The 16,541-nt window shown below is 50.6% G+C and carries 31 protein-coding genes; all 31 read left to right on the top strand.

Features of this window, described 5'->3' with window-relative positions; genetic code table 11:
- Nucleotides 1-181 precede the first annotated feature (181 nt).
- The 31 genes from rpsJ (at nucleotide 182) to zntR (ending at nucleotide 16,515) form a co-directional block, all read left to right on the top strand.
- Complete coding sequence (rpsJ, locus tag HFD95_RS17515; protein ID WP_001181005.1) at nucleotides 182-493, top strand: 30S ribosomal protein S10; 312 nt, start codon at nucleotides 182-184, stop codon at nucleotides 491-493.
- Nucleotides 494-525: 32 nt separating this feature from the next.
- Nucleotides 526-1,155 (top strand): 50S ribosomal protein L3, encoded by a 630-nt coding sequence (rplC, locus tag HFD95_RS17520; RefSeq protein ID WP_003850712.1) that lies wholly within the window; start codon nucleotides 526-528, stop codon nucleotides 1,153-1,155.
- Between the two features lie 10 nt (nucleotides 1,156-1,165).
- Nucleotides 1,166-1,771 carry a 50S ribosomal protein L4 gene (gene rplD, locus HFD95_RS17525; RefSeq protein WP_003850711.1) on the top strand — a complete coding sequence of 202 codons (606 nt, stop codon included), beginning with the start codon at nucleotides 1,166-1,168 and terminating at the stop codon, nucleotides 1,769-1,771.
- Nucleotides 1,768-2,070 (top strand): 50S ribosomal protein L23, encoded by a 303-nt coding sequence (gene rplW, locus HFD95_RS17530; RefSeq protein WP_003850708.1) that lies wholly within the window; start codon nucleotides 1,768-1,770, stop codon nucleotides 2,068-2,070. Before rplD ends, rplW begins: the two co-directional genes overlap by 4 nt.
- A 17-nt stretch (nucleotides 2,071-2,087) precedes the next feature.
- Nucleotides 2,088-2,909 carry a 50S ribosomal protein L2 gene (rplB, locus tag HFD95_RS17535; protein ID WP_008927137.1) on the top strand — a complete coding sequence of 274 codons (822 nt, stop codon included), beginning with the start codon at nucleotides 2,088-2,090 and terminating at the stop codon, nucleotides 2,907-2,909.
- A 16-nt stretch (nucleotides 2,910-2,925) separates the two neighbouring features.
- A complete protein-coding gene (gene rpsS, locus HFD95_RS17540; protein WP_001138115.1) occupies nucleotides 2,926-3,204 on the top strand; it encodes a 30S ribosomal protein S19 in 279 nt (92 codons plus the stop codon).
- A 13-nt stretch (nucleotides 3,205-3,217) separates the two neighbouring features.
- Nucleotides 3,218-3,550: a 50S ribosomal protein L22 gene (gene rplV, locus HFD95_RS17545; protein WP_008927136.1), complete on the top strand. Its 333-nt coding sequence runs from the start codon at nucleotides 3,218-3,220 to the stop codon at nucleotides 3,548-3,550.
- A 17-nt stretch (nucleotides 3,551-3,567) separates the two neighbouring features.
- A complete protein-coding gene (gene rpsC / locus HFD95_RS17550; protein WP_009087585.1) occupies nucleotides 3,568-4,266 on the top strand; it encodes a 30S ribosomal protein S3 in 699 nt (232 codons plus the stop codon).
- A gap of 12 nt (nucleotides 4,267-4,278) precedes the next feature.
- The gene (rplP, locus tag HFD95_RS17555) at nucleotides 4,279-4,689 is read left to right on the top strand and encodes a 50S ribosomal protein L16 (RefSeq protein WP_008927134.1); all 411 of its coding nucleotides are present in this window, start codon (nucleotides 4,279-4,281) and stop codon (nucleotides 4,687-4,689) included.
- Complete coding sequence (rpmC, locus tag HFD95_RS17560) at nucleotides 4,689-4,880, top strand: 50S ribosomal protein L29 (RefSeq protein ID WP_003850146.1); 192 nt, start codon at nucleotides 4,689-4,691, stop codon at nucleotides 4,878-4,880. Before rplP ends, rpmC begins: the two co-directional genes overlap by 1 nt.
- Nucleotides 4,880-5,134 (top strand): 30S ribosomal protein S17, encoded by a 255-nt coding sequence (gene rpsQ / locus HFD95_RS17565; protein ID WP_003850147.1) that lies wholly within the window; start codon nucleotides 4,880-4,882, stop codon nucleotides 5,132-5,134. Before rpmC ends, rpsQ begins: the two co-directional genes overlap by 1 nt.
- A gap of 358 nt (nucleotides 5,135-5,492) precedes the next feature.
- Complete coding sequence (locus HFD95_RS17570; protein WP_167430557.1) at nucleotides 5,493-6,845, top strand: 8-oxoguanine deaminase; 1,353 nt, start codon at nucleotides 5,493-5,495, stop codon at nucleotides 6,843-6,845.
- A 248-nt stretch (nucleotides 6,846-7,093) separates the two neighbouring features.
- On the top strand, nucleotides 7,094-7,465 hold the full coding sequence (gene rplN / locus HFD95_RS17575; RefSeq protein ID WP_006120590.1) for a 50S ribosomal protein L14: 372 nt from the start codon (nucleotides 7,094-7,096) through the stop codon (nucleotides 7,463-7,465).
- 10 nt (nucleotides 7,466-7,475) lie between these two features.
- Complete coding sequence (rplX, locus tag HFD95_RS17580) at nucleotides 7,476-7,790, top strand: 50S ribosomal protein L24 (RefSeq protein ID WP_003850150.1); 315 nt, start codon at nucleotides 7,476-7,478, stop codon at nucleotides 7,788-7,790.
- Between the two features lie 14 nt (nucleotides 7,791-7,804).
- A complete protein-coding gene (gene rplE / locus HFD95_RS17585; RefSeq protein ID WP_003850155.1) occupies nucleotides 7,805-8,344 on the top strand; it encodes a 50S ribosomal protein L5 in 540 nt (179 codons plus the stop codon).
- A 14-nt stretch (nucleotides 8,345-8,358) separates the two neighbouring features.
- On the top strand, nucleotides 8,359-8,664 hold the full coding sequence (rpsN, locus tag HFD95_RS17590) for a 30S ribosomal protein S14 (protein ID WP_008927132.1): 306 nt from the start codon (nucleotides 8,359-8,361) through the stop codon (nucleotides 8,662-8,664).
- A gap of 32 nt (nucleotides 8,665-8,696) precedes the next feature.
- The gene (rpsH, locus tag HFD95_RS17595) at nucleotides 8,697-9,089 is read left to right on the top strand and encodes a 30S ribosomal protein S8 (protein ID WP_003850158.1); all 393 of its coding nucleotides are present in this window, start codon (nucleotides 8,697-8,699) and stop codon (nucleotides 9,087-9,089) included.
- A 13-nt stretch (nucleotides 9,090-9,102) separates the two neighbouring features.
- Nucleotides 9,103-9,636 (top strand): 50S ribosomal protein L6, encoded by a 534-nt coding sequence (gene rplF / locus HFD95_RS17600; protein WP_003850161.1) that lies wholly within the window; start codon nucleotides 9,103-9,105, stop codon nucleotides 9,634-9,636.
- A gap of 9 nt (nucleotides 9,637-9,645) precedes the next feature.
- Nucleotides 9,646-9,999, top strand: coding sequence for a 50S ribosomal protein L18 (rplR, locus tag HFD95_RS17605; RefSeq protein WP_003850163.1), 354 nt, complete (start codon nucleotides 9,646-9,648; stop codon nucleotides 9,997-9,999).
- 14 nt (nucleotides 10,000-10,013) lie between these two features.
- Nucleotides 10,014-10,514 carry a 30S ribosomal protein S5 gene (gene rpsE, locus HFD95_RS17610; protein WP_003850164.1) on the top strand — a complete coding sequence of 167 codons (501 nt, stop codon included), beginning with the start codon at nucleotides 10,014-10,016 and terminating at the stop codon, nucleotides 10,512-10,514.
- 5 nt (nucleotides 10,515-10,519) lie between these two features.
- Nucleotides 10,520-10,699: a 50S ribosomal protein L30 gene (gene rpmD, locus HFD95_RS17615; RefSeq protein ID WP_003850166.1), complete on the top strand. Its 180-nt coding sequence runs from the start codon at nucleotides 10,520-10,522 to the stop codon at nucleotides 10,697-10,699.
- 3 nt (nucleotides 10,700-10,702) lie between these two features.
- Nucleotides 10,703-11,137: a 50S ribosomal protein L15 gene (gene rplO / locus HFD95_RS17620; RefSeq protein WP_003850168.1), complete on the top strand. Its 435-nt coding sequence runs from the start codon at nucleotides 10,703-10,705 to the stop codon at nucleotides 11,135-11,137.
- Nucleotides 11,138-11,144: 7 nt separating this feature from the next.
- A complete protein-coding gene (gene secY, locus HFD95_RS17625) occupies nucleotides 11,145-12,476 on the top strand; it encodes a preprotein translocase subunit SecY (RefSeq protein ID WP_003850175.1) in 1,332 nt (443 codons plus the stop codon).
- Between the two features lie 32 nt (nucleotides 12,477-12,508).
- The gene (gene rpmJ, locus HFD95_RS17630; RefSeq protein WP_010252805.1) at nucleotides 12,509-12,625 is read left to right on the top strand and encodes a 50S ribosomal protein L36; all 117 of its coding nucleotides are present in this window, start codon (nucleotides 12,509-12,511) and stop codon (nucleotides 12,623-12,625) included.
- A gap of 146 nt (nucleotides 12,626-12,771) precedes the next feature.
- The gene (gene rpsM / locus HFD95_RS17635; RefSeq protein WP_003850176.1) at nucleotides 12,772-13,128 is read left to right on the top strand and encodes a 30S ribosomal protein S13; all 357 of its coding nucleotides are present in this window, start codon (nucleotides 12,772-12,774) and stop codon (nucleotides 13,126-13,128) included.
- Between the two features lie 16 nt (nucleotides 13,129-13,144).
- Complete coding sequence (gene rpsK, locus HFD95_RS17640; protein ID WP_004160563.1) at nucleotides 13,145-13,534, top strand: 30S ribosomal protein S11; 390 nt, start codon at nucleotides 13,145-13,147, stop codon at nucleotides 13,532-13,534.
- 33 nt (nucleotides 13,535-13,567) lie between these two features.
- A complete protein-coding gene (gene rpsD, locus HFD95_RS17645; RefSeq protein ID WP_008927131.1) occupies nucleotides 13,568-14,188 on the top strand; it encodes a 30S ribosomal protein S4 in 621 nt (206 codons plus the stop codon).
- 25 nt (nucleotides 14,189-14,213) lie between these two features.
- The gene (gene rpoA, locus HFD95_RS17650) at nucleotides 14,214-15,203 is read left to right on the top strand and encodes a DNA-directed RNA polymerase subunit alpha (RefSeq protein ID WP_003850179.1); all 990 of its coding nucleotides are present in this window, start codon (nucleotides 14,214-14,216) and stop codon (nucleotides 15,201-15,203) included.
- Between the two features lie 40 nt (nucleotides 15,204-15,243).
- Nucleotides 15,244-15,630, top strand: a complete 387-nt coding sequence (gene rplQ, locus HFD95_RS17655; protein WP_003850180.1) for a 50S ribosomal protein L17 — start codon at nucleotides 15,244-15,246, stop codon at nucleotides 15,628-15,630.
- Nucleotides 15,631-15,726: 96 nt separating this feature from the next.
- Nucleotides 15,727-16,098, top strand: a complete 372-nt coding sequence (locus tag HFD95_RS17660; protein ID WP_022625141.1) for a DUF1992 domain-containing protein — start codon at nucleotides 15,727-15,729, stop codon at nucleotides 16,096-16,098.
- Complete coding sequence (gene zntR / locus HFD95_RS17665; protein ID WP_061704334.1) at nucleotides 16,099-16,515, top strand: Zn(2+)-responsive transcriptional regulator; 417 nt, start codon at nucleotides 16,099-16,101, stop codon at nucleotides 16,513-16,515.
- Nucleotides 16,516-16,541: the final 26 nt, after the last annotated feature.

Raw genomic sequence — 16,541 nt, forward strand, 5'->3', positions numbered from 1 at the left:
GCGCGGGCCTGCAGATATTGCAGGCGCGATTCGAGCAGAATCGCAGACGGCTGAAATTTAGGCCGCCTGACAATACTCCCAATTGTGGAGTTATATGCTGAACGATTACACTCTCCCATCAATCGTAATGGGCTCGAGTAGTAATTTTTTTCGTCTATAAAAAGTTTGGAGCTCTGGTCTCATGCAGAACCAAAGAATCCGTATCCGTCTTAAAGCGTTTGATCATCGTCTGATCGATCAATCAACCGCGGAAATCGTTGAGACCGCCAAGCGCACTGGTGCGCAGGTTCGTGGTCCAATCCCGCTGCCAACCCGCAAAGAGCGTTTTACTGTTCTGATCTCTCCGCACGTTAACAAAGATGCGCGTGATCAGTACGAAATCCGCACTCACAAGCGTCTGGTAGACATCGTTGAGCCAACTGAAAAAACCGTTGATGCTCTGATGCGTCTGGATCTGGCTGCCGGTGTTGACGTGCAGATCAGCCTGGGTTAATCAGGTCATCGAGCGATTGAGAGGTTGAAACAATGATTGGTTTAGTCGGTAAAAAAGTGGGCATGACCCGCATCTTCACTGAAGATGGCGTTTCTATCCCCGTCACCGTAATCGAAGTTGAAGCGAACCGCGTTACTCAGGTCAAAGGCCTGGAAAACGATGGTTACCAGGCAATTCAGGTTACCACCGGTGCTAAAAAAGCAAACCGTGTGACCAAACCTGAAGCTGGTCATTTTGCTAAAGCTGGCGTTGAAGCTGGCCGTGGCCTGTGGGAATTCCGCACCGCTGAAGGTGAAGAATACTCTGTAGGTCAGAGCATCAGCGTTGAGATTTTCGCTGAAGTTAAGAAAGTTGACGTAACCGGTACCTCTAAAGGTAAAGGTTTCGCCGGTACCGTTAAGCGCTGGAACTTCCGTACCCAGGACGCTACTCACGGTAACTCCTTGTCTCACCGCGTTCCGGGTTCTATCGGTCAGAACCAGACTCCGGGCAAAGTGTTCAAAGGCAAGAAAATGGCAGGTCAGCTGGGTAATGAGCGCGTAACCGTTCAGAGTCTGGACGTAGTACGTGTTGACGCTGAGCGCAACCTGCTGCTGGTTAAAGGTGCAGTTCCCGGTGCTACCGGTAGCGACCTGATCGTTAAACCAGCTGTGAAGGCGTAAGGGGATAGCAATGGAATTAGTATTGAAAGACGCGCAGAGCGCGCTGACTGTTTCCGAAACTACCTTCGGTCGTGATTTCAACGAAGCGCTGGTTCACCAGGTTGTTGTTGCTTACGCATCTGGCGCCCGCCAGGGTACTCGTGCGCAGAAAACTCGCGCCGAAGTAACCGGTTCAGGCAAAAAGCCATGGCGTCAAAAAGGCACCGGCCGTGCGCGTGCAGGTTCTGTAAAGAGCCCAATCTGGCGTTCAGGTGGTGTGACCTTTGCTGCGAAGCCGCAGGACCACAGTCAAAAAGTTAACAAAAAGATGTACCGCGGCGCGCTGAAAAGCATCCTGTCCGAACTGGTACGTCAAGATCGTCTGATCGTTGTCGAATCATTTGCTGTAGAAGCACCGAAAACCAAGCTGCTGGTACAGAAACTGAAAGACATGGCTCTGGAAGACGTGCTGATCATCACCGGTGAACTGGATGAGAATCTGTTCCTGGCTGCGCGCAACCTGTACAAGGTTGACGTACGTGATGCATCCGGTATCGACCCAGTTAGCCTGATCGCCTTCGACAAAGTCGTTATGACTGCTGATGCAGTTAAGCAAGTTGAGGAGATGCTGGCATGATCCGTGAAGAACGTCTGCTGAAAGTACTGCGCGCGCCGCACGTATCTGAAAAAGCATCTAGCGCGATGGAAAAAACCAATACCATCGTTCTCAAAGTTGCTAATGACGCGACCAAAGCAGAGATCGTTGCTGCTGTTGAGAAACTGTTCGAAGTAGAAGTTAAAGACGTAAACACCCTGGTAGTTAAGGGCAAAGTTAAGCGTCAAGGACAGCGTATCGGTCGTCGTAGCGACTGGAAAAAAGCTTACGTCACCCTGAAAGAAGGCCAGAATCTGGACTTCGCTGGCGGCGCTGAGTAAGTCGGAGGAGAAAGACAATGGCAGTTGTTAAATGTAAACCGACATCTCCGGGTCGTCGCCATGTAGTTAAAGTGGTAAACGCGGAGCTGCACAAGGGCAAACCATTTGCCCCGCTGGTAGAAAAAAACAGCAAATCCGGTGGCCGTAACAACAATGGTCGTATCACTACCCGTCATATCGGTGGTGGTCACAAGCAGGCTTATCGTATTGTTGACTTCAAACGCAACAAAGACGGTATCCCGGCAGTTGTTGAACGTCTTGAGTACGATCCGAACCGCTCTGCGAACATCGCACTGGTTCTGTACAAAGACGGCGAGCGCCGTTACATCCTGGCCCCTAAAGGCCTGAAAGCCGGCGACCAGATCCAATCTGGCGTTGATGCTGCGATTAAAGCAGGTAACACTCTGCCGATGCGTAACATCCCGGTGGGTTCAACCGTGCATAACGTAGAAATGAAACCAGGCAAAGGCGGTCAGATTGCTCGCTCAGCCGGTGCTTACGTGCAGATCGTTGCGCGTGAAGGTTCTTACGTTACCCTGCGTCTGCGTTCAGGTGAAATGCGTAAAGTCGAGTCTGACTGCCGCGCAACACTGGGCGAAGTCGGCAACGCTGAGCATATGCTGCGCGTTCTGGGTAAAGCTGGTGCAGCCCGTTGGCGTGGTGTTCGTCCTACCGTTCGTGGTACCGCGATGAACCCAGTTGATCACCCGCACGGTGGTGGTGAAGGTCGTAACTTTGGTAAGCACCCGGTAACTCCGTGGGGCGTTCAGACCAAAGGTAAGAAGACCCGTAGCAACAAGCGTACCGATAAGTTTATCGTACGTCGCCGTAGCAAATAATATTAGAGGATAAGCCATGCCACGTTCTCTCAAGAAAGGTCCTTTTATTGACCTGCACTTGCTGAAGAAGGTAGAGAAAGCGGTGGAAAGCGGTGACAAGAAGCCTTTGCGCACTTGGTCCCGTCGTTCAACGATCTTTCCTAACATGATCGGTTTGACCATCGCTGTCCATAATGGTCGTCAGCACGTGCCTGTCTTTGTTTCCGACGAAATGGTTGGTCACAAACTGGGTGAATTCGCGCCGACACGTACTTATCGCGGTCACGCGGCTGATAAAAAAGCCAAGAAGAAATAAGTAGGAGGAAGAGATGGAAACTTTAGCTCAACATCGCCACGCTCGTTCTTCTGCTCAGAAGGTTCGCCTTGTTGCTGACCTGATTCGCGGTAAGAAAGTGTCGCAGGCACTGGACATTTTGACCTACACCAATAAGAAAGCGGCTGTACTGGTCAAAAAAGTTCTGGAATCTGCCATTGCTAACGCCGAACACAACGATGGCGCTGATATCGACGATCTGAAAATCACGAAAATTTTCGTTGATGAAGGTCCGACCATGAAACGCATTATGCCGCGTGCCAAAGGTCGTGCAGATCGCATCCTGAAGCGCACCAGCCACATTACTGTGGTTGTGTCCGATCGCTGAGACTCTGGAGACTAGCAATGGGTCAGAAAGTACATCCTAATGGTATTCGCCTGGGTATTGTAAAACCATGGAACTCTACCTGGTTTGCGAACACCAAAGAATTCGCTGACAACCTGGACAGCGATTTTAAAGTACGTCAGTTTTTGACTAAAGAACTGGCTAAAGCATCTGTCTCTCGTATCGTTATCGAGCGTCCAGCGAAGAGCATCCGTGTGACTATTCACACCGCTCGTCCGGGCATCGTTATCGGTAAGAAAGGCGAAGATGTAGAAAAACTGCGCACGGTCGTCGCGAATATCGCTGGCGTTCCTGCACAGATTAATATCGCCGAAGTCCGCAAGCCGGAACTGGACGCGAAACTGGTAGCTGACAGCATCACTTCACAGCTGGAGCGTCGTGTGATGTTCCGTCGTGCTATGAAGCGTGCAGTTCAGAACGCCATGCGTCTTGGCGCGAAGGGTATTAAAGTCGAAGTTAGCGGCCGTCTGGGTGGCGCCGAGATCGCACGTACCGAATGGTATCGTGAAGGTCGCGTGCCATTGCACACACTGCGTGCTGACATTGACTACAACACCTCTGAAGCGCACACCACTTATGGTGTAATCGGCGTTAAGGTATGGATCTTCAAAGGTGAGATCCTGGGTGGTATGGCTGCTGTTGAACAACCGGAACCGGCTGCTCAACCTAAAAAGCAGCAGCGTAAAGGCCGTAAGTAAGGAGAGTCGCTGATGTTACAACCAAAGCGTACGAAATTCCGTAAAGTGCACAAAGGCCGTAACCGCGGTCTGGCTGCGGGTACGGATGTCAGCTTCGGTACTTTCGGTCTGAAAGCTGTTGGCCGTGGTCGTCTGACTGCTCGTCAGATCGAAGCAGCACGTCGTGCTATGACCCGTGCAGTTAAGCGTCAAGGTAAGATCTGGATCCGAGTATTCCCGGACAAACCGATTACCGAGAAGCCGCTGGAAGTGCGTATGGGTAAAGGTAAGGGTAACGTAGAGTATTGGGTTGCCCTGATCCAGCCTGGTAAAGTCCTGTATGAAATGGACGGCGTACCAGAAGAGCTGGCCCGTGAAGCATTCAAGCTGGCAGCAGCAAAACTGCCTATCAAAACCACCTTTGTAACTAAGACGGTGATGTAATGAAAGCAACTGAGCTGCGTGAAAAAAGCGTTGAAGAGCTGAACACTGAGCTGCTTAATCTGCTGCGTGAGCAATTTAACCTGCGCATGCAGGCAGCATCTGGCCAACTGCAGCAGACTCATCTGCTGAAACAGGTTCGCCGTGATGTTGCACGCGTTAAGACTTTACTGACTGAGAAGGCGGGTTCGTAATGACCGATAAAATCCGTACTCTGCAGGGTCGTGTAGTAAGTGACAAAATGCAGAAATCTGCAGTTGTTGCTATCGAACGTTTCGTGAAACACCCGATCTACGGCAAATTCATTAAACGTACGACCAAGCTGCACATCCATGACGAGAACAATGAATGTGGAATTGGTGACGTGGTAGAAATCCGCGAATGCCGTCCACTGTCCAAGACTAAATCCTGGACCCTGGTTCGCGTAATCGAGAAAGCTGTTCTGTAATAAGAATCGTTTTTTCTGAGGAAACCCTCTGCTTCGGCAGGGGGTTTTTTTTTGCCTGCGATTCGGGCTTGATCCATTTGTGCCCGTGGCAATACGGATTTGATGGTGCTCAAAAATTCAGGGATTTGCAGGGATTAAGCTGCCTCTCTTCAGGCGACGTGGCCTGAAAGCGCCAGGCTATAAACGCCGGGGTTATCATAACTGTACAAGGAAATGTGCCGTGAAAATGGAGAGTCATGACCGCTTACGCCGGTCACTGTTAAAATTGCCACTGTTAGCTGCGTTACCTGCGATTAGCTCTGCCAAAAGCTTGCCGCTATTATCGGGTAACACACAACCACTATCCACAGGCGATAGCATGGAACGAACTCTGTTACTGAAGAATGCTGAATGTGTGGTCTGCATGGATGCTGACCGTCGGGAAATAGGTAACGCTTCTATTCTGATAAAAGGAAATAAGATCGTTGCAGTCGGGGAAGCACGCTCGTTACCCGATAGCGCGGATGAGATCATCGATCTGCGAGGACACATTGTCATCCCTGGCCTGATCAATACGCATCACCACATGTATCAGAGCCTGACCCGCGCTATTCCTGCAGTGCAAAACGGCGAGCTCTTTAACTGGCTAACCCACCTCTATCCACTGTGGCAGAATCTGACGCCTGAGATGATTCATATCTCAACACAGATCTCCATGGCCGAGTTAATGCTCTCCGGCTGCACCACCACCAGTGACCATCTCTACGTCTACCCGAATGGCTGTAAGCTTGACGACAGTATTGAGGCTGCAGCCTTAATGGGCATGCGTTTCCATGCGAGCCGGGGCAGCATGAGCGTCGGTAAGTCCCTGGGTGGCTTACCACCCGATGCACTGGTAGAGGATGAAGCCGCCATTCTTAAAGATACGCAGCGTGTGATTGAGCGCTACCATGATGGCAGCCACGGTTCGATGTTACGCATCGTGGTTGCGCCATGTTCGCCGTTTTCAGTCAGCCGTGAGCTGATGAAGCAATCCGCAGCGATGGCACGCAGCTTCAACGTCTCAATGCACACCCATCTGGCGGAGAACGACAGCGATATCCGTTATAGCCGTGAAAAATTCAATATGACGCCAGCACAGTATGTTGAAGACCTCGGCTGGGTAGGACCGGATGTCTGGCATGCACACTGCGTCAAACTGGATCAGCATGGCATAGAACTCTTTGCACGTACCGGTACCGGCGTCGCACACTGTCCCTGCTCGAACATGCGTCTCGGTTCCGGTATTGCGCCGATACGCCATATGTGTGATGCCGGCGTACACGTGGGTATGGGTGTGGATGGCTCAGCCTCCAATGACAGCTCAGACATGATGGCCGAGGTTCGTCAGGCGATGCTGCTGCAACGCGTTGGCTTCGGCCCGGATGCGATGACGGCACGTCAGGCACTGGAACTGGCGACGCTGGGTGGAGCAAAGGTGCTAAACCGCGATGATGTGGGCACCATTGCGCCGGGCATGATGGCCGATCTGGCCATTTTTGACCTGAATCGAATTGGACTTGCCGGGGCAGGGCACGATCCTGTCGCCGCCCTGGTGTTCTGTAATCCGGGACAGGTTGCCTATAGCATCATTAACGGAAAAGTCCGGGTACGGGACGGACAAGTGGCCGGAATTGAACTGCCAGCCGTGTTGCGTCAGCATAACCAACTGGCCAGGAAACTGGCTGGTTGAGTCAGAAGGGCACTTTATTTGGGAGGCGACGAAAAATAAGGCAGATTACATTTGCTACTGTTCGCACTATTCCCTAGAATACGCCCTCCCTGTCATCAGGGGAAATCAGCGGCTCGATTGAGAGCCGTTTATTTTTTCTACCCATCTGTGAGAACCGGTGTTACAATGCCGCGCCCTCAATTATGGGGCTTTCTAACGACCTGAGGTTTAGGTCCCGAAGTAGTAGTTGACATTAGCGGAGCACTAAAATGATCCAAGAACAGACTATGCTGAACGTCGCCGACAACTCCGGTGCACGTCGCGTAATGTGTATCAAGGTTCTGGGTGGCTCGCACCGTCGCTACGCAGGCGTCGGTGACATCATCAAAGTTACCATCAAGGAAGCAATTCCGCGTGGTAAAGTCAAAAAAGGTGATGTCCTGAAGGCGGTAGTGGTGCGCACCAGGAAGGGTGTTCGTCGCCCGGACGGTTCTGTCATTCGCTTCGATGGTAATGCATGCGTTATTCTGAACAATAACAGTGAGCAGCCTATCGGTACGCGTATTTTTGGGCCGGTAACTCGTGAACTTCGTACTGAAAAGTTCATGAAAATTATCTCTCTGGCACCAGAAGTACTCTAAGGAGCGAACAATGGCAGCTAAAATCCGTCGTAACGACGAAGTTATCGTGTTAACCGGTAAAGATAAAGGTAAGCGCGGTAAAGTTAAGAATGTCCTGTCTTCTGGTAAGGTCATCGTTGAAGGTATCAACCTGGTGAAGAAACATCAGAAGCCGGTTCCGGCTCTGAACCAACCAGGTGGCATCGTTGAAAAAGAAGCTGCTATTCAGGTTTCTAACGTTGCACTGTTCAACGCGGCAACTGGTAAGGCTGACCGTGTAGGCTTTAGATTCGAAGACGGCAAAAAAGTCCGTTTCTTCAAGTCTAACAGCGAAACTATCAAGTAATTTGGAGTAGTACGATGGCGAAACTGCATGATTACTACAAAGACGAAGTAGTCCAGAAACTCATGACAGAGTTTGGCTACAATTCTGTCATGCAAGTCCCTCGGGTCGAGAAGATCACCCTGAACATGGGTGTTGGTGAAGCGATCGCTGACAAGAAACTGCTGGATAACGCAGCAGCTGACCTGGCAGCAATCTCCGGTCAAAAACCGCTGGTCACCAAAGCACGCAAATCAGTTGCAGGCTTCAAAATCCGTCAGGGCTATCCGATCGGCTGTAAAGTAACTCTGCGTGGCGAGCGCATGTGGGAGTTCTTTGAGCGTCTGGTCACCATTGCTGTTCCACGTATCCGTGACTTCCGTGGCTTGTCCGCTAAGTCATTCGATGGTCGTGGCAACTACAGCATGGGTGTACGTGAGCAGATCATCTTCCCAGAAATCGACTACGACAAAGTCGATCGCGTTCGTGGTTTGGATATCACCATTACCACTACTGCGAAATCTGATGATGAAGGCCGTGCTCTGCTGGCTGCCTTTGACTTCCCGTTCCGTAAGTAAGGTAGGGTTACTTAATGGCTAAGCAATCTATGAAAGCACGCGAAGTTAAGCGTGCAAAATTAGCAGACAAATTCTTCGCTAAACGCGCTGAACTGAAAGCGATCATCTCTGATGTGAACGCTTCCGACGAAGATCGTTGGGATGCTGTTCTGAAGCTGCAGAGTCTGCCGCGTGATTCCAGCCCTTCGCGTCAGCGTAACCGCTGCCGTCAAACAGGTCGTCCGCACGGTTTCCTGCGGAAGTTTGGGTTGAGCCGTATCAAGGTCCGCGAAGCCGCCATGCGCGGTGAAATCCCGGGCCTGAAAAAGGCTAGCTGGTAATTGTCACCAATTGAATCACGGGAGTAACACAGATGAGCATGCAAGATCCGATCGCGGATATGCTGACCCGTATCCGTAACGGTCAGGCCGCAAACAAAGTTGCGGTCACCATGCCTTCCTCCAAGCTGAAATTGGCAATTGCCAACGTTCTGAAGGAAGAAGGATATATTGAAGATTTCAAAATCGAAGGCGACATCAAGCTGGAACTGGAACTTACTCTCAAGTATTTCCAGGGTAAAGCTGTTGTAGAAAGCATTCAGCGAGTAAGCCGTCCTGGTCTGCGCATCTATAAGAAAAAAGATGAGCTGCCAAAGGTAATGGCTGGTATGGGCATCGCTGTAGTTTCTACATCTAAAGGTGTCATGACTGATCGTGCAGCGCGCCAGGCAGGTCTTGGTGGCGAAATTATCTGCTACGTAGCGTAATCGGAGGATACATATGTCTCGTGTTGCTAAAGCACCTGTCGTTGTTCCTGCCGGCGTAGAGGTAAAACTCAACGGTCAGGTAATTTCGATTAAAGGTAAAAACGGCGAGCTGACTCGTACTATCAATGATGCTGTTGAAGTTAAGCATGCTGACAACGCTCTGACTTTCGCTCCGCGCGAAGGTTTCGTTGACGGCTGGGCGCAGGCGGGTACTTCTCGCGCGCTGCTGAACGCAATGGTAATCGGTGTTACCGAAGGCTTCACTAAGAAGCTGCAGCTGGTTGGTGTAGGTTATCGTGCAGCCGTTAAAGGCGACGTGGTTAACCTGTCTCTGGGCTTTTCTCATCCAGTCGATCACCAGCTGCCCGCGGGTATCACTGCAGAATGTCCAACTCAGACTGAGATCGTGCTGAAAGGCGCTGATAAACAGCTGATTGGTCAGGTTGCAGCGGACTTGCGCGCCTACCGTCGTCCTGAGCCTTATAAAGGCAAGGGTGTCCGTTACGCCGACGAAGTCGTGCGTACCAAAGAGGCTAAGAAGAAGTAAGGTAACACTATGGATAAGAAATCTGCTCGTATCCGTCGTGCGACCCGTGCACGTCGCAAGCTCAAAGAGCTGGGTGCTACTCGCCTGGTGGTACATCGTACCCCGCGTCATATTTACGCACAGGTAATCGCCCCGAACGGTTCCGAAGTTCTGGTCGCTGCTTCTACTGTAGAAAAAGCTATCACTGAACAACTGAAGTATACCGGTAATAAAGAAGCCGCAGCTGCAGTAGGTAAAGCTATCGCAGAACGCGCAATCGAAAAAGGCATCACTGGTGTTTCTTTCGACCGTTCCGGTTTCCAATATCATGGTCGCGTCCAGGCACTGGCAGATGCTGCCCGTGAAGCTGGCCTTCAGTTCTAAGGTAGAGGTCTAAGATGGCACACATCGAGAAACAAGCTGGCGAACTGCAGGAAAAACTGATCGCGGTAAACCGTGTTTCTAAAACTGTTAAAGGTGGTCGTATCTTCTCCTTCACAGCACTGACTGTGGTAGGCGATGGTAATGGTCGCGTAGGTTTTGGTTACGGTAAAGCGCGTGAAGTTCCAGCAGCGATCCAGAAAGCGATGGAGAAAGCCCGTCGCAACATGGTTAACGTCGCGCTGACCAACGGCACCCTGCAGCACCCAGTTAAAGGTGCACACACGGGTTCCCGCGTGTTCATGCAGCCGGCTTCAGAAGGTACCGGTATTATTGCCGGTGGTGCAATGCGCGCCGTTCTGGAAGTCGCTGGAGTTCATAACGTACTGGCAAAAGCCTATGGTTCTACTAACCCGATTAACGTGGTTCGTGCAACTATCGACGGCCTGGGCAATATGAAATCTCCGGAAATGGTCGCTGCTAAGCGTGGTAAATCCGTTGAAGAAATTCTGGGGTAATCACGATGGCTAAGACTATTAAAATCACTCAAACCCGTAGTTCAATCGGCCGCTTGCCTAAGCATAAAGCCACTCTGGTTGGCCTGGGTCTGCGTCGTATTGGCCACACCGTTGAGCGTGAAGACACGCCTGCAGTACGCGGTATGGTTAACGCGGTTTCCTATATGGTTAAAGTGGAGGAGTAAGAGATGCGTTTAAATACTCTGTCTCCGGCCGAAGGGTCTAAGCACGCTACCAAGCGTCTGGGTCGTGGTATCGGTTCTGGCCTCGGAAAAACCGGTGGTCGTGGTCACAAAGGTCAGAACTCACGTTCTGGCGGTGGCGTACGTCGCGGTTTCGAAGGTGGTCAGATGCCTCTGTACCGTCGTCTGCCGAAGTTCGGTTTCACCTCTCGCAAAGCAATGATCACCACAGAGATTCGTCTGTCTGATCTGGCGAAAGTTGAAGGCGGTATCGTCGACCTGAACGCGCTGAAAGCAGCCAACATTGTCGGTGTTCAGATTGAATTCGTTAAAGTAATTCTGTCTGGTGAAGTTTCTACACCGGTAACGGTTCGCGGTCTGCGTGTCACCAAAGGTGCACGTGCTGCAATCGAAGCTGCTGGCGGTAAAATCGAGGAATAAGTAGCAGATGGCTAAACAACCGGGATTAGATTTTCAAAGTGCCAAGGGTGGCTTTGGTGAGCTGAAACGCAGACTGCTGTTTGTAATCGGCGCACTCATTGTCTTCCGTATTGGCTCTTTTATTCCAATCCCTGGTATTGATGCCACTGTACTTGCCAAACTGCTTGAGCAACAGCGTGGCACCATCATTGAAATGTTTAACATGTTCTCTGGTGGTGCTCTGAGCCGTGCTTCTATCTTCGCACTGGGCATCATGCCGTATATTTCGGCATCGATTATCATCCAGTTATTAACGGTGGTTCATCCAGCGTTAGCGGAAATTAAGAAAGAAGGGGAGGCTGGCCGTCGTAAGATTAGCCAGTACACCCGATACGGTACGTTGGTATTGGCCATATTTCAGTCGATCGGTATTGCTACCGGTCTGCCGAATATGCCAGGGATGCAAGGCCTGGTAATGAATCCAGGCTTTGCTTTCTACTTTACCGCTGTTGTAAGTCTGGTCTCAGGAACGATGTTCCTGATGTGGCTGGGCGAACAGATTACTGAACGTGGTATCGGTAACGGTATTTCGATCATTATCTTCGCAGGTATCGTTGCGGGTCTCCCGCCGGCCATTGGCCATACCATCGAGCAAGCGCGGCAAGGCGACCTGCACTTCCTTCTGTTGCTGTTGGTTGCAGTACTCGTATTCGCAGTGACCTTCTTTGTTATCTTTGTTGAACGTGGTCAACGCCGCATTGTGGTGAACTACGCAAAACGTCAGCAAGGTCGTCGCGTTTACGCTGCACAGAGCACACATTTACCGTTGAAAGTGAACATGGCAGGCGTCATTCCAGCCATCTTTGCTTCCAGCATTATTCTGTTCCCGGCAACGATTGCATCGTGGTTTGGGGGCGGTACCGGTTGGAACTGGCTGACAACAATTTCGCTGTATTTGCAGCCAGGACAGCCGCTTTATGTGCTACTCTATGCGACTGCAATCATCTTCTTCTGTTTCTTCTATACGGCGTTGGTTTTCAACCCACGTGAAACAGCAGATAACCTGAAGAAGTCTGGTGCATTCGTACCGGGAATTCGTCCGGGAGAGCAAACGGCGAAGTATATTGATAAAGTAATGACGCGATTGACCTTAATCGGCGCTCTCTACATTACGTTTATCTGCCTTATCCCGGAGTTCATGCGTGATGCGATGAAGGTTCCCTTCTACTTTGGCGGTACTTCACTGCTTATCGTAGTTGTCGTCATCATGGACTTTATGGCTCAAGTGCAAACTCTGATGATGTCAAGTCAGTACGAGTCGGCACTGAAGAAAGCTAACCTGAAAGGCTACGGCCGTTAATTCAGTTGGTTGAGAAGTTACGGAGAGTAAAAATGAAAGTTCGTGCTTCCGTCAAGAGATTATGTCGTAACTGCAAAATCATTCGTCGCGACGGTGTCGTCCGTGTGATCTGCAGCGCCGAGCCAAAGCATAAACAGCGCCAAGGCTGATTTTGTCACATATTTTTCTTGCAAAGTCGGGTTGAGCTGGCTAGATTAGCCAGCCAATCTTTTGTATGTCAGTGCGTTTCCATTTGAGTATCCTGAAAACGGGCTTTTCAGCATGGGACGTGCTTGTTTAATTATAGGAGTGCATAGTGGCCCGTATAGCAGGCATTAACATTCCTGATCAAAAACATACCGTTATCGCATTAACTTCGATCTTCGGTATCGGTAAAACTCGTTCTAAAGCCATCTGCGCTTCAACGGGTATTGCTGAAAATGTTAAGATCAGTGAGCTGTCTGAAGAACAAATTGATCAGCTGCGTGATGCAGTTGCGAAATTCGTTGTAGAAGGTGATCTGCGCCGTGAAATCACCCTGAGCATCAAGCGTCTTATGGACCTTGGTTGCTACCGTGGTTTGCGCCATCGTCGTGGTCTTCCGGTTCGCGGTCAGCGTACTAAGACCAACGCACGTACCCGTAAGGGTCCGCGTAAACCGATCAAGAAATAATCGGGGTGAGTAAATAATGGCAAAGGCACCAGTTCGTGCACGTAAGCGTGTAAGAAAACAAGTCTCAGATGGCGTGGCTCATGTCCATGCTTCTTTTAACAACACCATCGTTACCATTACTGATCGTCAGGGTAACGCACTGGGTTGGGCAACCGCCGGTGGTTCCGGTTTCCGCGGTTCACGTAAATCCACTCCGTTTGCTGCTCAGGTCGCTGCAGAGCGCTGTGCAGAAGCGGTAAAAGATTACGGAATTAAGAACCTGGAAGTTATGGTAAAGGGTCCGGGTCCAGGTCGCGAATCTACGATTCGTGCTTTGAACGCCGCTGGTTTCCGCATCACTAATATTACTGATGTGACTCCGATCCCTCATAACGGTTGTCGTCCGCCGAAAAAACGTCGCGTATAACGCCCGTTTTTTTAGGATAGTTGGAGAAAGAAAATGGCAAGATATTTGGGTCCTAAGCTCAAGCTGAGCCGTCGTGAGGGCACTGACTTATTCCTTAAGTCTGGCGTTCGCGCGATTGATTCCAAGTGTAAGATTGAACAAGCCCCTGGTCAGCATGGTGCGCGTAAACCGCGTCTGTCTGATTACGGCGGTCAGTTACGTGAAAAGCAAAAAGTTCGTCGTATCTACGGCGTGCTGGAGCGTCAGTTCCGTAACTATTATAAAGAAGCAGCTCGTCTGAAAGGCAACACCGGTGAAAACCTGTTGGCTCTGCTGGAAGGTCGTCTGGACAACGTAGTTTATCGTATGGGCTTTGGTGCCACTCGTGCAGAAGCACGTCAGCTGGTTAGCCATAAGTCTGTTCTGGTAAATGGCCGCGTTGTTAACATCGCTTCTTATCAGGTATCTCCGAATGATGTCGTTAGCATCCGTGAGAAAGCCAAAAAGCAATCTCGCGTGAAGGCCGCTCTGGAGCTGGCTGAGCAGCGTGAAAAGCCAACCTGGCTGGAAGTTGATGCGACTAAGATGGAAGGTGTGTTCAAGCGTATTCCTGAACGTACTGATCTGTCTGCGGACATTAACGAACACCTGATCGTCGAGCTTTACTCCAAGTAAGGCTTAGTACCAAAGAGAGGACACAATGCAGGGTTCTGTGACAGAGTTTCTAAAACCGCGCCTGGTAGATATCGAGCAAGTGAGTTCGACGCACGCCAAGGTGACCCTTGAGCCTTTAGAGCGTGGCTTTGGCCATACTCTTGGTAACGCACTGCGCCGTATTCTGCTTTCATCCATGCCGGGTTGCGCGGTGACCGAGGTTGAAATTGATGGTGTACTTCATGAGTACAGCACCAAAGAGGGAGTACAGGAAGATATCCTGGAAATCCTGCTCAACCTGAAAGGGCTGGCGGTAAGAGTTCAGGGGAAAGATGAAGTTATTCTGACCTTGAATAAATCTGGCATTGGCCCTGTGACTGCAGCCGACATTACCCATGATGGTGATGTCGAAATCGTCAAGCCTCAGCATGTCATTTGCCATCTGACCGATGAGAACGCTGCTATCAGCATGCGTATCAAAGTTCAGCGTGGTCGTGGCTATGTGCCGGCTTCTGCCCGAATTCATTCGGAAGAAGATGAGCGCCCAATCGGCCGCCTGTTAGTTGACGCTTGCTACAGCCCTGTAGACCGTATCGCCTACAATGTTGAAGCAGCGCGTGTAGAGCAGCGCACCGACCTGGACAAGCTGGTCATCGAAATGGAAACCAACGGCACAATCGATCCTGAAGAGGCGATTCGTCGTGCGGCAACCATTCTGGCAGAACAACTTGAAGCTTTCGTTGACTTACGTGATGTACGTCAGCCGGAAGTTAAAGAAGAGAAACCAGAATTCGATCCGATCCTGCTGCGCCCTGTTGACGATCTGGAATTGACTGTCCGCTCTGCTAACTGCCTTAAGGCAGAAGCTATCCACTACATCGGTGATCTGGTACAGCGTACCGAGGTTGAGCTGCTTAAAACGCCTAACCTTGGTAAAAAATCTCTTACCGAGATTAAAGATGTGCTGGCTTCGCGTGGTCTTTCTCTGGGTATGCGCCTCGAGAACTGGCCGCCAGCAAGCATTGCTGATGAATAATCAGATCACAGGTTAAGGTTTCACTGAGAAGGATAAGGTCATGCGCCATCGTAAGAGTGGTCGTCAACTGAACCGCAACAGCAGCCATCGTCAGGCTATGTTCCGCAACATGGCCGGTTCTCTGGTTCGTCATGAGATCATCAAAACGACTCTGCCGAAAGCCAAAGAACTGCGTCGCGTAGTTGAGCCGCTGATTACTCTTGCCAAGACCGACAGCGTAGCTAATCGTCGTCTGGCATTCGCCCGTACTCGTGATAACGAGATCGTGGCAAAACTGTTTAATGAGCTGGGCCCGCGTTTCGCGAGCCGTGCCGGTGGTTACACTCGTATTCTGAAGTGTGGCTTCCGTGCTGGTGACAACGCTCCGATGGCTTACATCGAGCTGGTTGATCGTCCAGAAGCTCAAGCAGAAGCAGCCGCAGAGTAATCTGTAGCAACGTAAAAAACCCGCTTCGGCGGGTTTTTTATTGCCTGAAATTTACTACCTTAGAACTTACTCTTTTCATGTTCAAAGGAGCTAACTATGTGGCTGGTTGATGAACTTGCTGAACAGCACATCAAAGCGGCGCTGGAAAAAGGCGAGCTGAGTAATCTTCCCGGCTCTGGTAAGCCGCTGCAGCTGGATGATGACAGTCATGTTCCGCCTGAGTTAAGAGCGGGCTACCGTTTACTGAAAAATGCGGGCTTTCTGCCGCCGGAGCTTGAGCTCAGACGTGAAGCCATGGAAGTTAACGATCTTCTTCGTAACCTCGATCCTGCGGATCAAAATTATCAGGATCATTGCCATCGGCTTCAGGTGCTGGAGCTGAGATTACGCCAGGCGGGTATCAGTACCGATTTTCTTCATGGTAGTTATTCCACTGCTATTCAGCATCGTTTCCGCGAGGAGGAGTAAATGTTTCGCATCGGTCAGTTAGCTAAGCTTGCGGAGGTGACGCCAGACACTATCCGTTTTTATGAAAAGCAACAGATGATGGATCATGATGGTCGGACGGAAGGTGGCTTTCGCCTTTACAGCGAGGGCGATCTTCAGCGTCTGAAATTTATTCGTTATGGTCGTAAACTGGGTTTCAGTCTGGAAGCGATCAGAGAGCTACTTTCGATCCGGGTTGATCCTGCGCATCACACCTGTCAGGAATCAAAAGCGATCGTTGAAAAACGGCTGAGTGAAGTTTCTCAGATGATCGCAGAGTTAGAAACGATGCAGCGTTCCCTGCGACACCTTTCCGATGCCTGTTGTGGTGACAGTCACAGCAGCATTTCGTGCTCAATTCTTGAGGCGCTGGAGCGGGGAGAGGCTTCGAGCAAATAAGCATATTGTTATTTTGCTGCAAAGGA

The sequence above is a fragment of the Pantoea sp. EKM10T genome, from assembly GCF_011800685.1.
Classification (GTDB): Bacteria; Pseudomonadota; Gammaproteobacteria; order Enterobacterales; family Enterobacteriaceae; genus Pantoea; species Pantoea agglomerans.

What these genes read in the sequence shown, in the direction of transcription:
- zntR (WP_061704334.1), top strand. Translation starts at nt 16,099, where the DNA reads ATGTTTCGCATCGGTCAGTTAGCTAAGCTTGCGGAGGTGACGCCAGAC.
- rplV (WP_008927136.1), top strand. Translation starts at nt 3,218, where the DNA reads ATGGAAACTTTAGCTCAACATCGCCACGCTCGTTCTTCTGCTCAGAAG.
- rplB (WP_008927137.1), top strand. Translation starts at nt 2,088, where the DNA reads ATGGCAGTTGTTAAATGTAAACCGACATCTCCGGGTCGTCGCCATGTA.
- HFD95_RS17660 (WP_022625141.1), top strand. Translation starts at nt 15,727, where the DNA reads ATGTGGCTGGTTGATGAACTTGCTGAACAGCACATCAAAGCGGCGCTG.
- rplO (WP_003850168.1), top strand. Translation starts at nt 10,703, where the DNA reads ATGCGTTTAAATACTCTGTCTCCGGCCGAAGGGTCTAAGCACGCTACC.
- rplR (WP_003850163.1), top strand. Translation starts at nt 9,646, where the DNA reads ATGGATAAGAAATCTGCTCGTATCCGTCGTGCGACCCGTGCACGTCGC.
- rpsN (WP_008927132.1), top strand. Translation starts at nt 8,359, where the DNA reads ATGGCTAAGCAATCTATGAAAGCACGCGAAGTTAAGCGTGCAAAATTA.
- rplC (WP_003850712.1), top strand. Translation starts at nt 526, where the DNA reads ATGATTGGTTTAGTCGGTAAAAAAGTGGGCATGACCCGCATCTTCACT.
- rplD (WP_003850711.1), top strand. Translation starts at nt 1,166, where the DNA reads ATGGAATTAGTATTGAAAGACGCGCAGAGCGCGCTGACTGTTTCCGAA.
- rpsC (WP_009087585.1), top strand. Translation starts at nt 3,568, where the DNA reads ATGGGTCAGAAAGTACATCCTAATGGTATTCGCCTGGGTATTGTAAAA.
- rpsJ (WP_001181005.1), top strand. Translation starts at nt 182, where the DNA reads ATGCAGAACCAAAGAATCCGTATCCGTCTTAAAGCGTTTGATCATCGT.
- rpsH (WP_003850158.1), top strand. Translation starts at nt 8,697, where the DNA reads ATGAGCATGCAAGATCCGATCGCGGATATGCTGACCCGTATCCGTAAC.
- rplF (WP_003850161.1), top strand. Translation starts at nt 9,103, where the DNA reads ATGTCTCGTGTTGCTAAAGCACCTGTCGTTGTTCCTGCCGGCGTAGAG.
- rplP (WP_008927134.1), top strand. Translation starts at nt 4,279, where the DNA reads ATGTTACAACCAAAGCGTACGAAATTCCGTAAAGTGCACAAAGGCCGT.
- rpmD (WP_003850166.1), top strand. Translation starts at nt 10,520, where the DNA reads ATGGCTAAGACTATTAAAATCACTCAAACCCGTAGTTCAATCGGCCGC.
- rplN (WP_006120590.1), top strand. Translation starts at nt 7,094, where the DNA reads ATGATCCAAGAACAGACTATGCTGAACGTCGCCGACAACTCCGGTGCA.
- secY (WP_003850175.1), top strand. Translation starts at nt 11,145, where the DNA reads ATGGCTAAACAACCGGGATTAGATTTTCAAAGTGCCAAGGGTGGCTTT.
- rpmJ (WP_010252805.1), top strand. Translation starts at nt 12,509, where the DNA reads ATGAAAGTTCGTGCTTCCGTCAAGAGATTATGTCGTAACTGCAAAATC.
- rpsE (WP_003850164.1), top strand. Translation starts at nt 10,014, where the DNA reads ATGGCACACATCGAGAAACAAGCTGGCGAACTGCAGGAAAAACTGATC.
- rpsQ (WP_003850147.1), top strand. Translation starts at nt 4,880, where the DNA reads ATGACCGATAAAATCCGTACTCTGCAGGGTCGTGTAGTAAGTGACAAA.
- HFD95_RS17570 (WP_167430557.1), top strand. Translation starts at nt 5,493, where the DNA reads ATGGAACGAACTCTGTTACTGAAGAATGCTGAATGTGTGGTCTGCATG.
- rpsD (WP_008927131.1), top strand. Translation starts at nt 13,568, where the DNA reads ATGGCAAGATATTTGGGTCCTAAGCTCAAGCTGAGCCGTCGTGAGGGC.
- rpmC (WP_003850146.1), top strand. Translation starts at nt 4,689, where the DNA reads ATGAAAGCAACTGAGCTGCGTGAAAAAAGCGTTGAAGAGCTGAACACT.
- rplW (WP_003850708.1), top strand. Translation starts at nt 1,768, where the DNA reads ATGATCCGTGAAGAACGTCTGCTGAAAGTACTGCGCGCGCCGCACGTA.
- rpsK (WP_004160563.1), top strand. Translation starts at nt 13,145, where the DNA reads ATGGCAAAGGCACCAGTTCGTGCACGTAAGCGTGTAAGAAAACAAGTC.
- rpsS (WP_001138115.1), top strand. Translation starts at nt 2,926, where the DNA reads ATGCCACGTTCTCTCAAGAAAGGTCCTTTTATTGACCTGCACTTGCTG.
- rplX (WP_003850150.1), top strand. Translation starts at nt 7,476, where the DNA reads ATGGCAGCTAAAATCCGTCGTAACGACGAAGTTATCGTGTTAACCGGT.
- rplQ (WP_003850180.1), top strand. Translation starts at nt 15,244, where the DNA reads ATGCGCCATCGTAAGAGTGGTCGTCAACTGAACCGCAACAGCAGCCAT.
- rpoA (WP_003850179.1), top strand. Translation starts at nt 14,214, where the DNA reads ATGCAGGGTTCTGTGACAGAGTTTCTAAAACCGCGCCTGGTAGATATC.
- rplE (WP_003850155.1), top strand. Translation starts at nt 7,805, where the DNA reads ATGGCGAAACTGCATGATTACTACAAAGACGAAGTAGTCCAGAAACTC.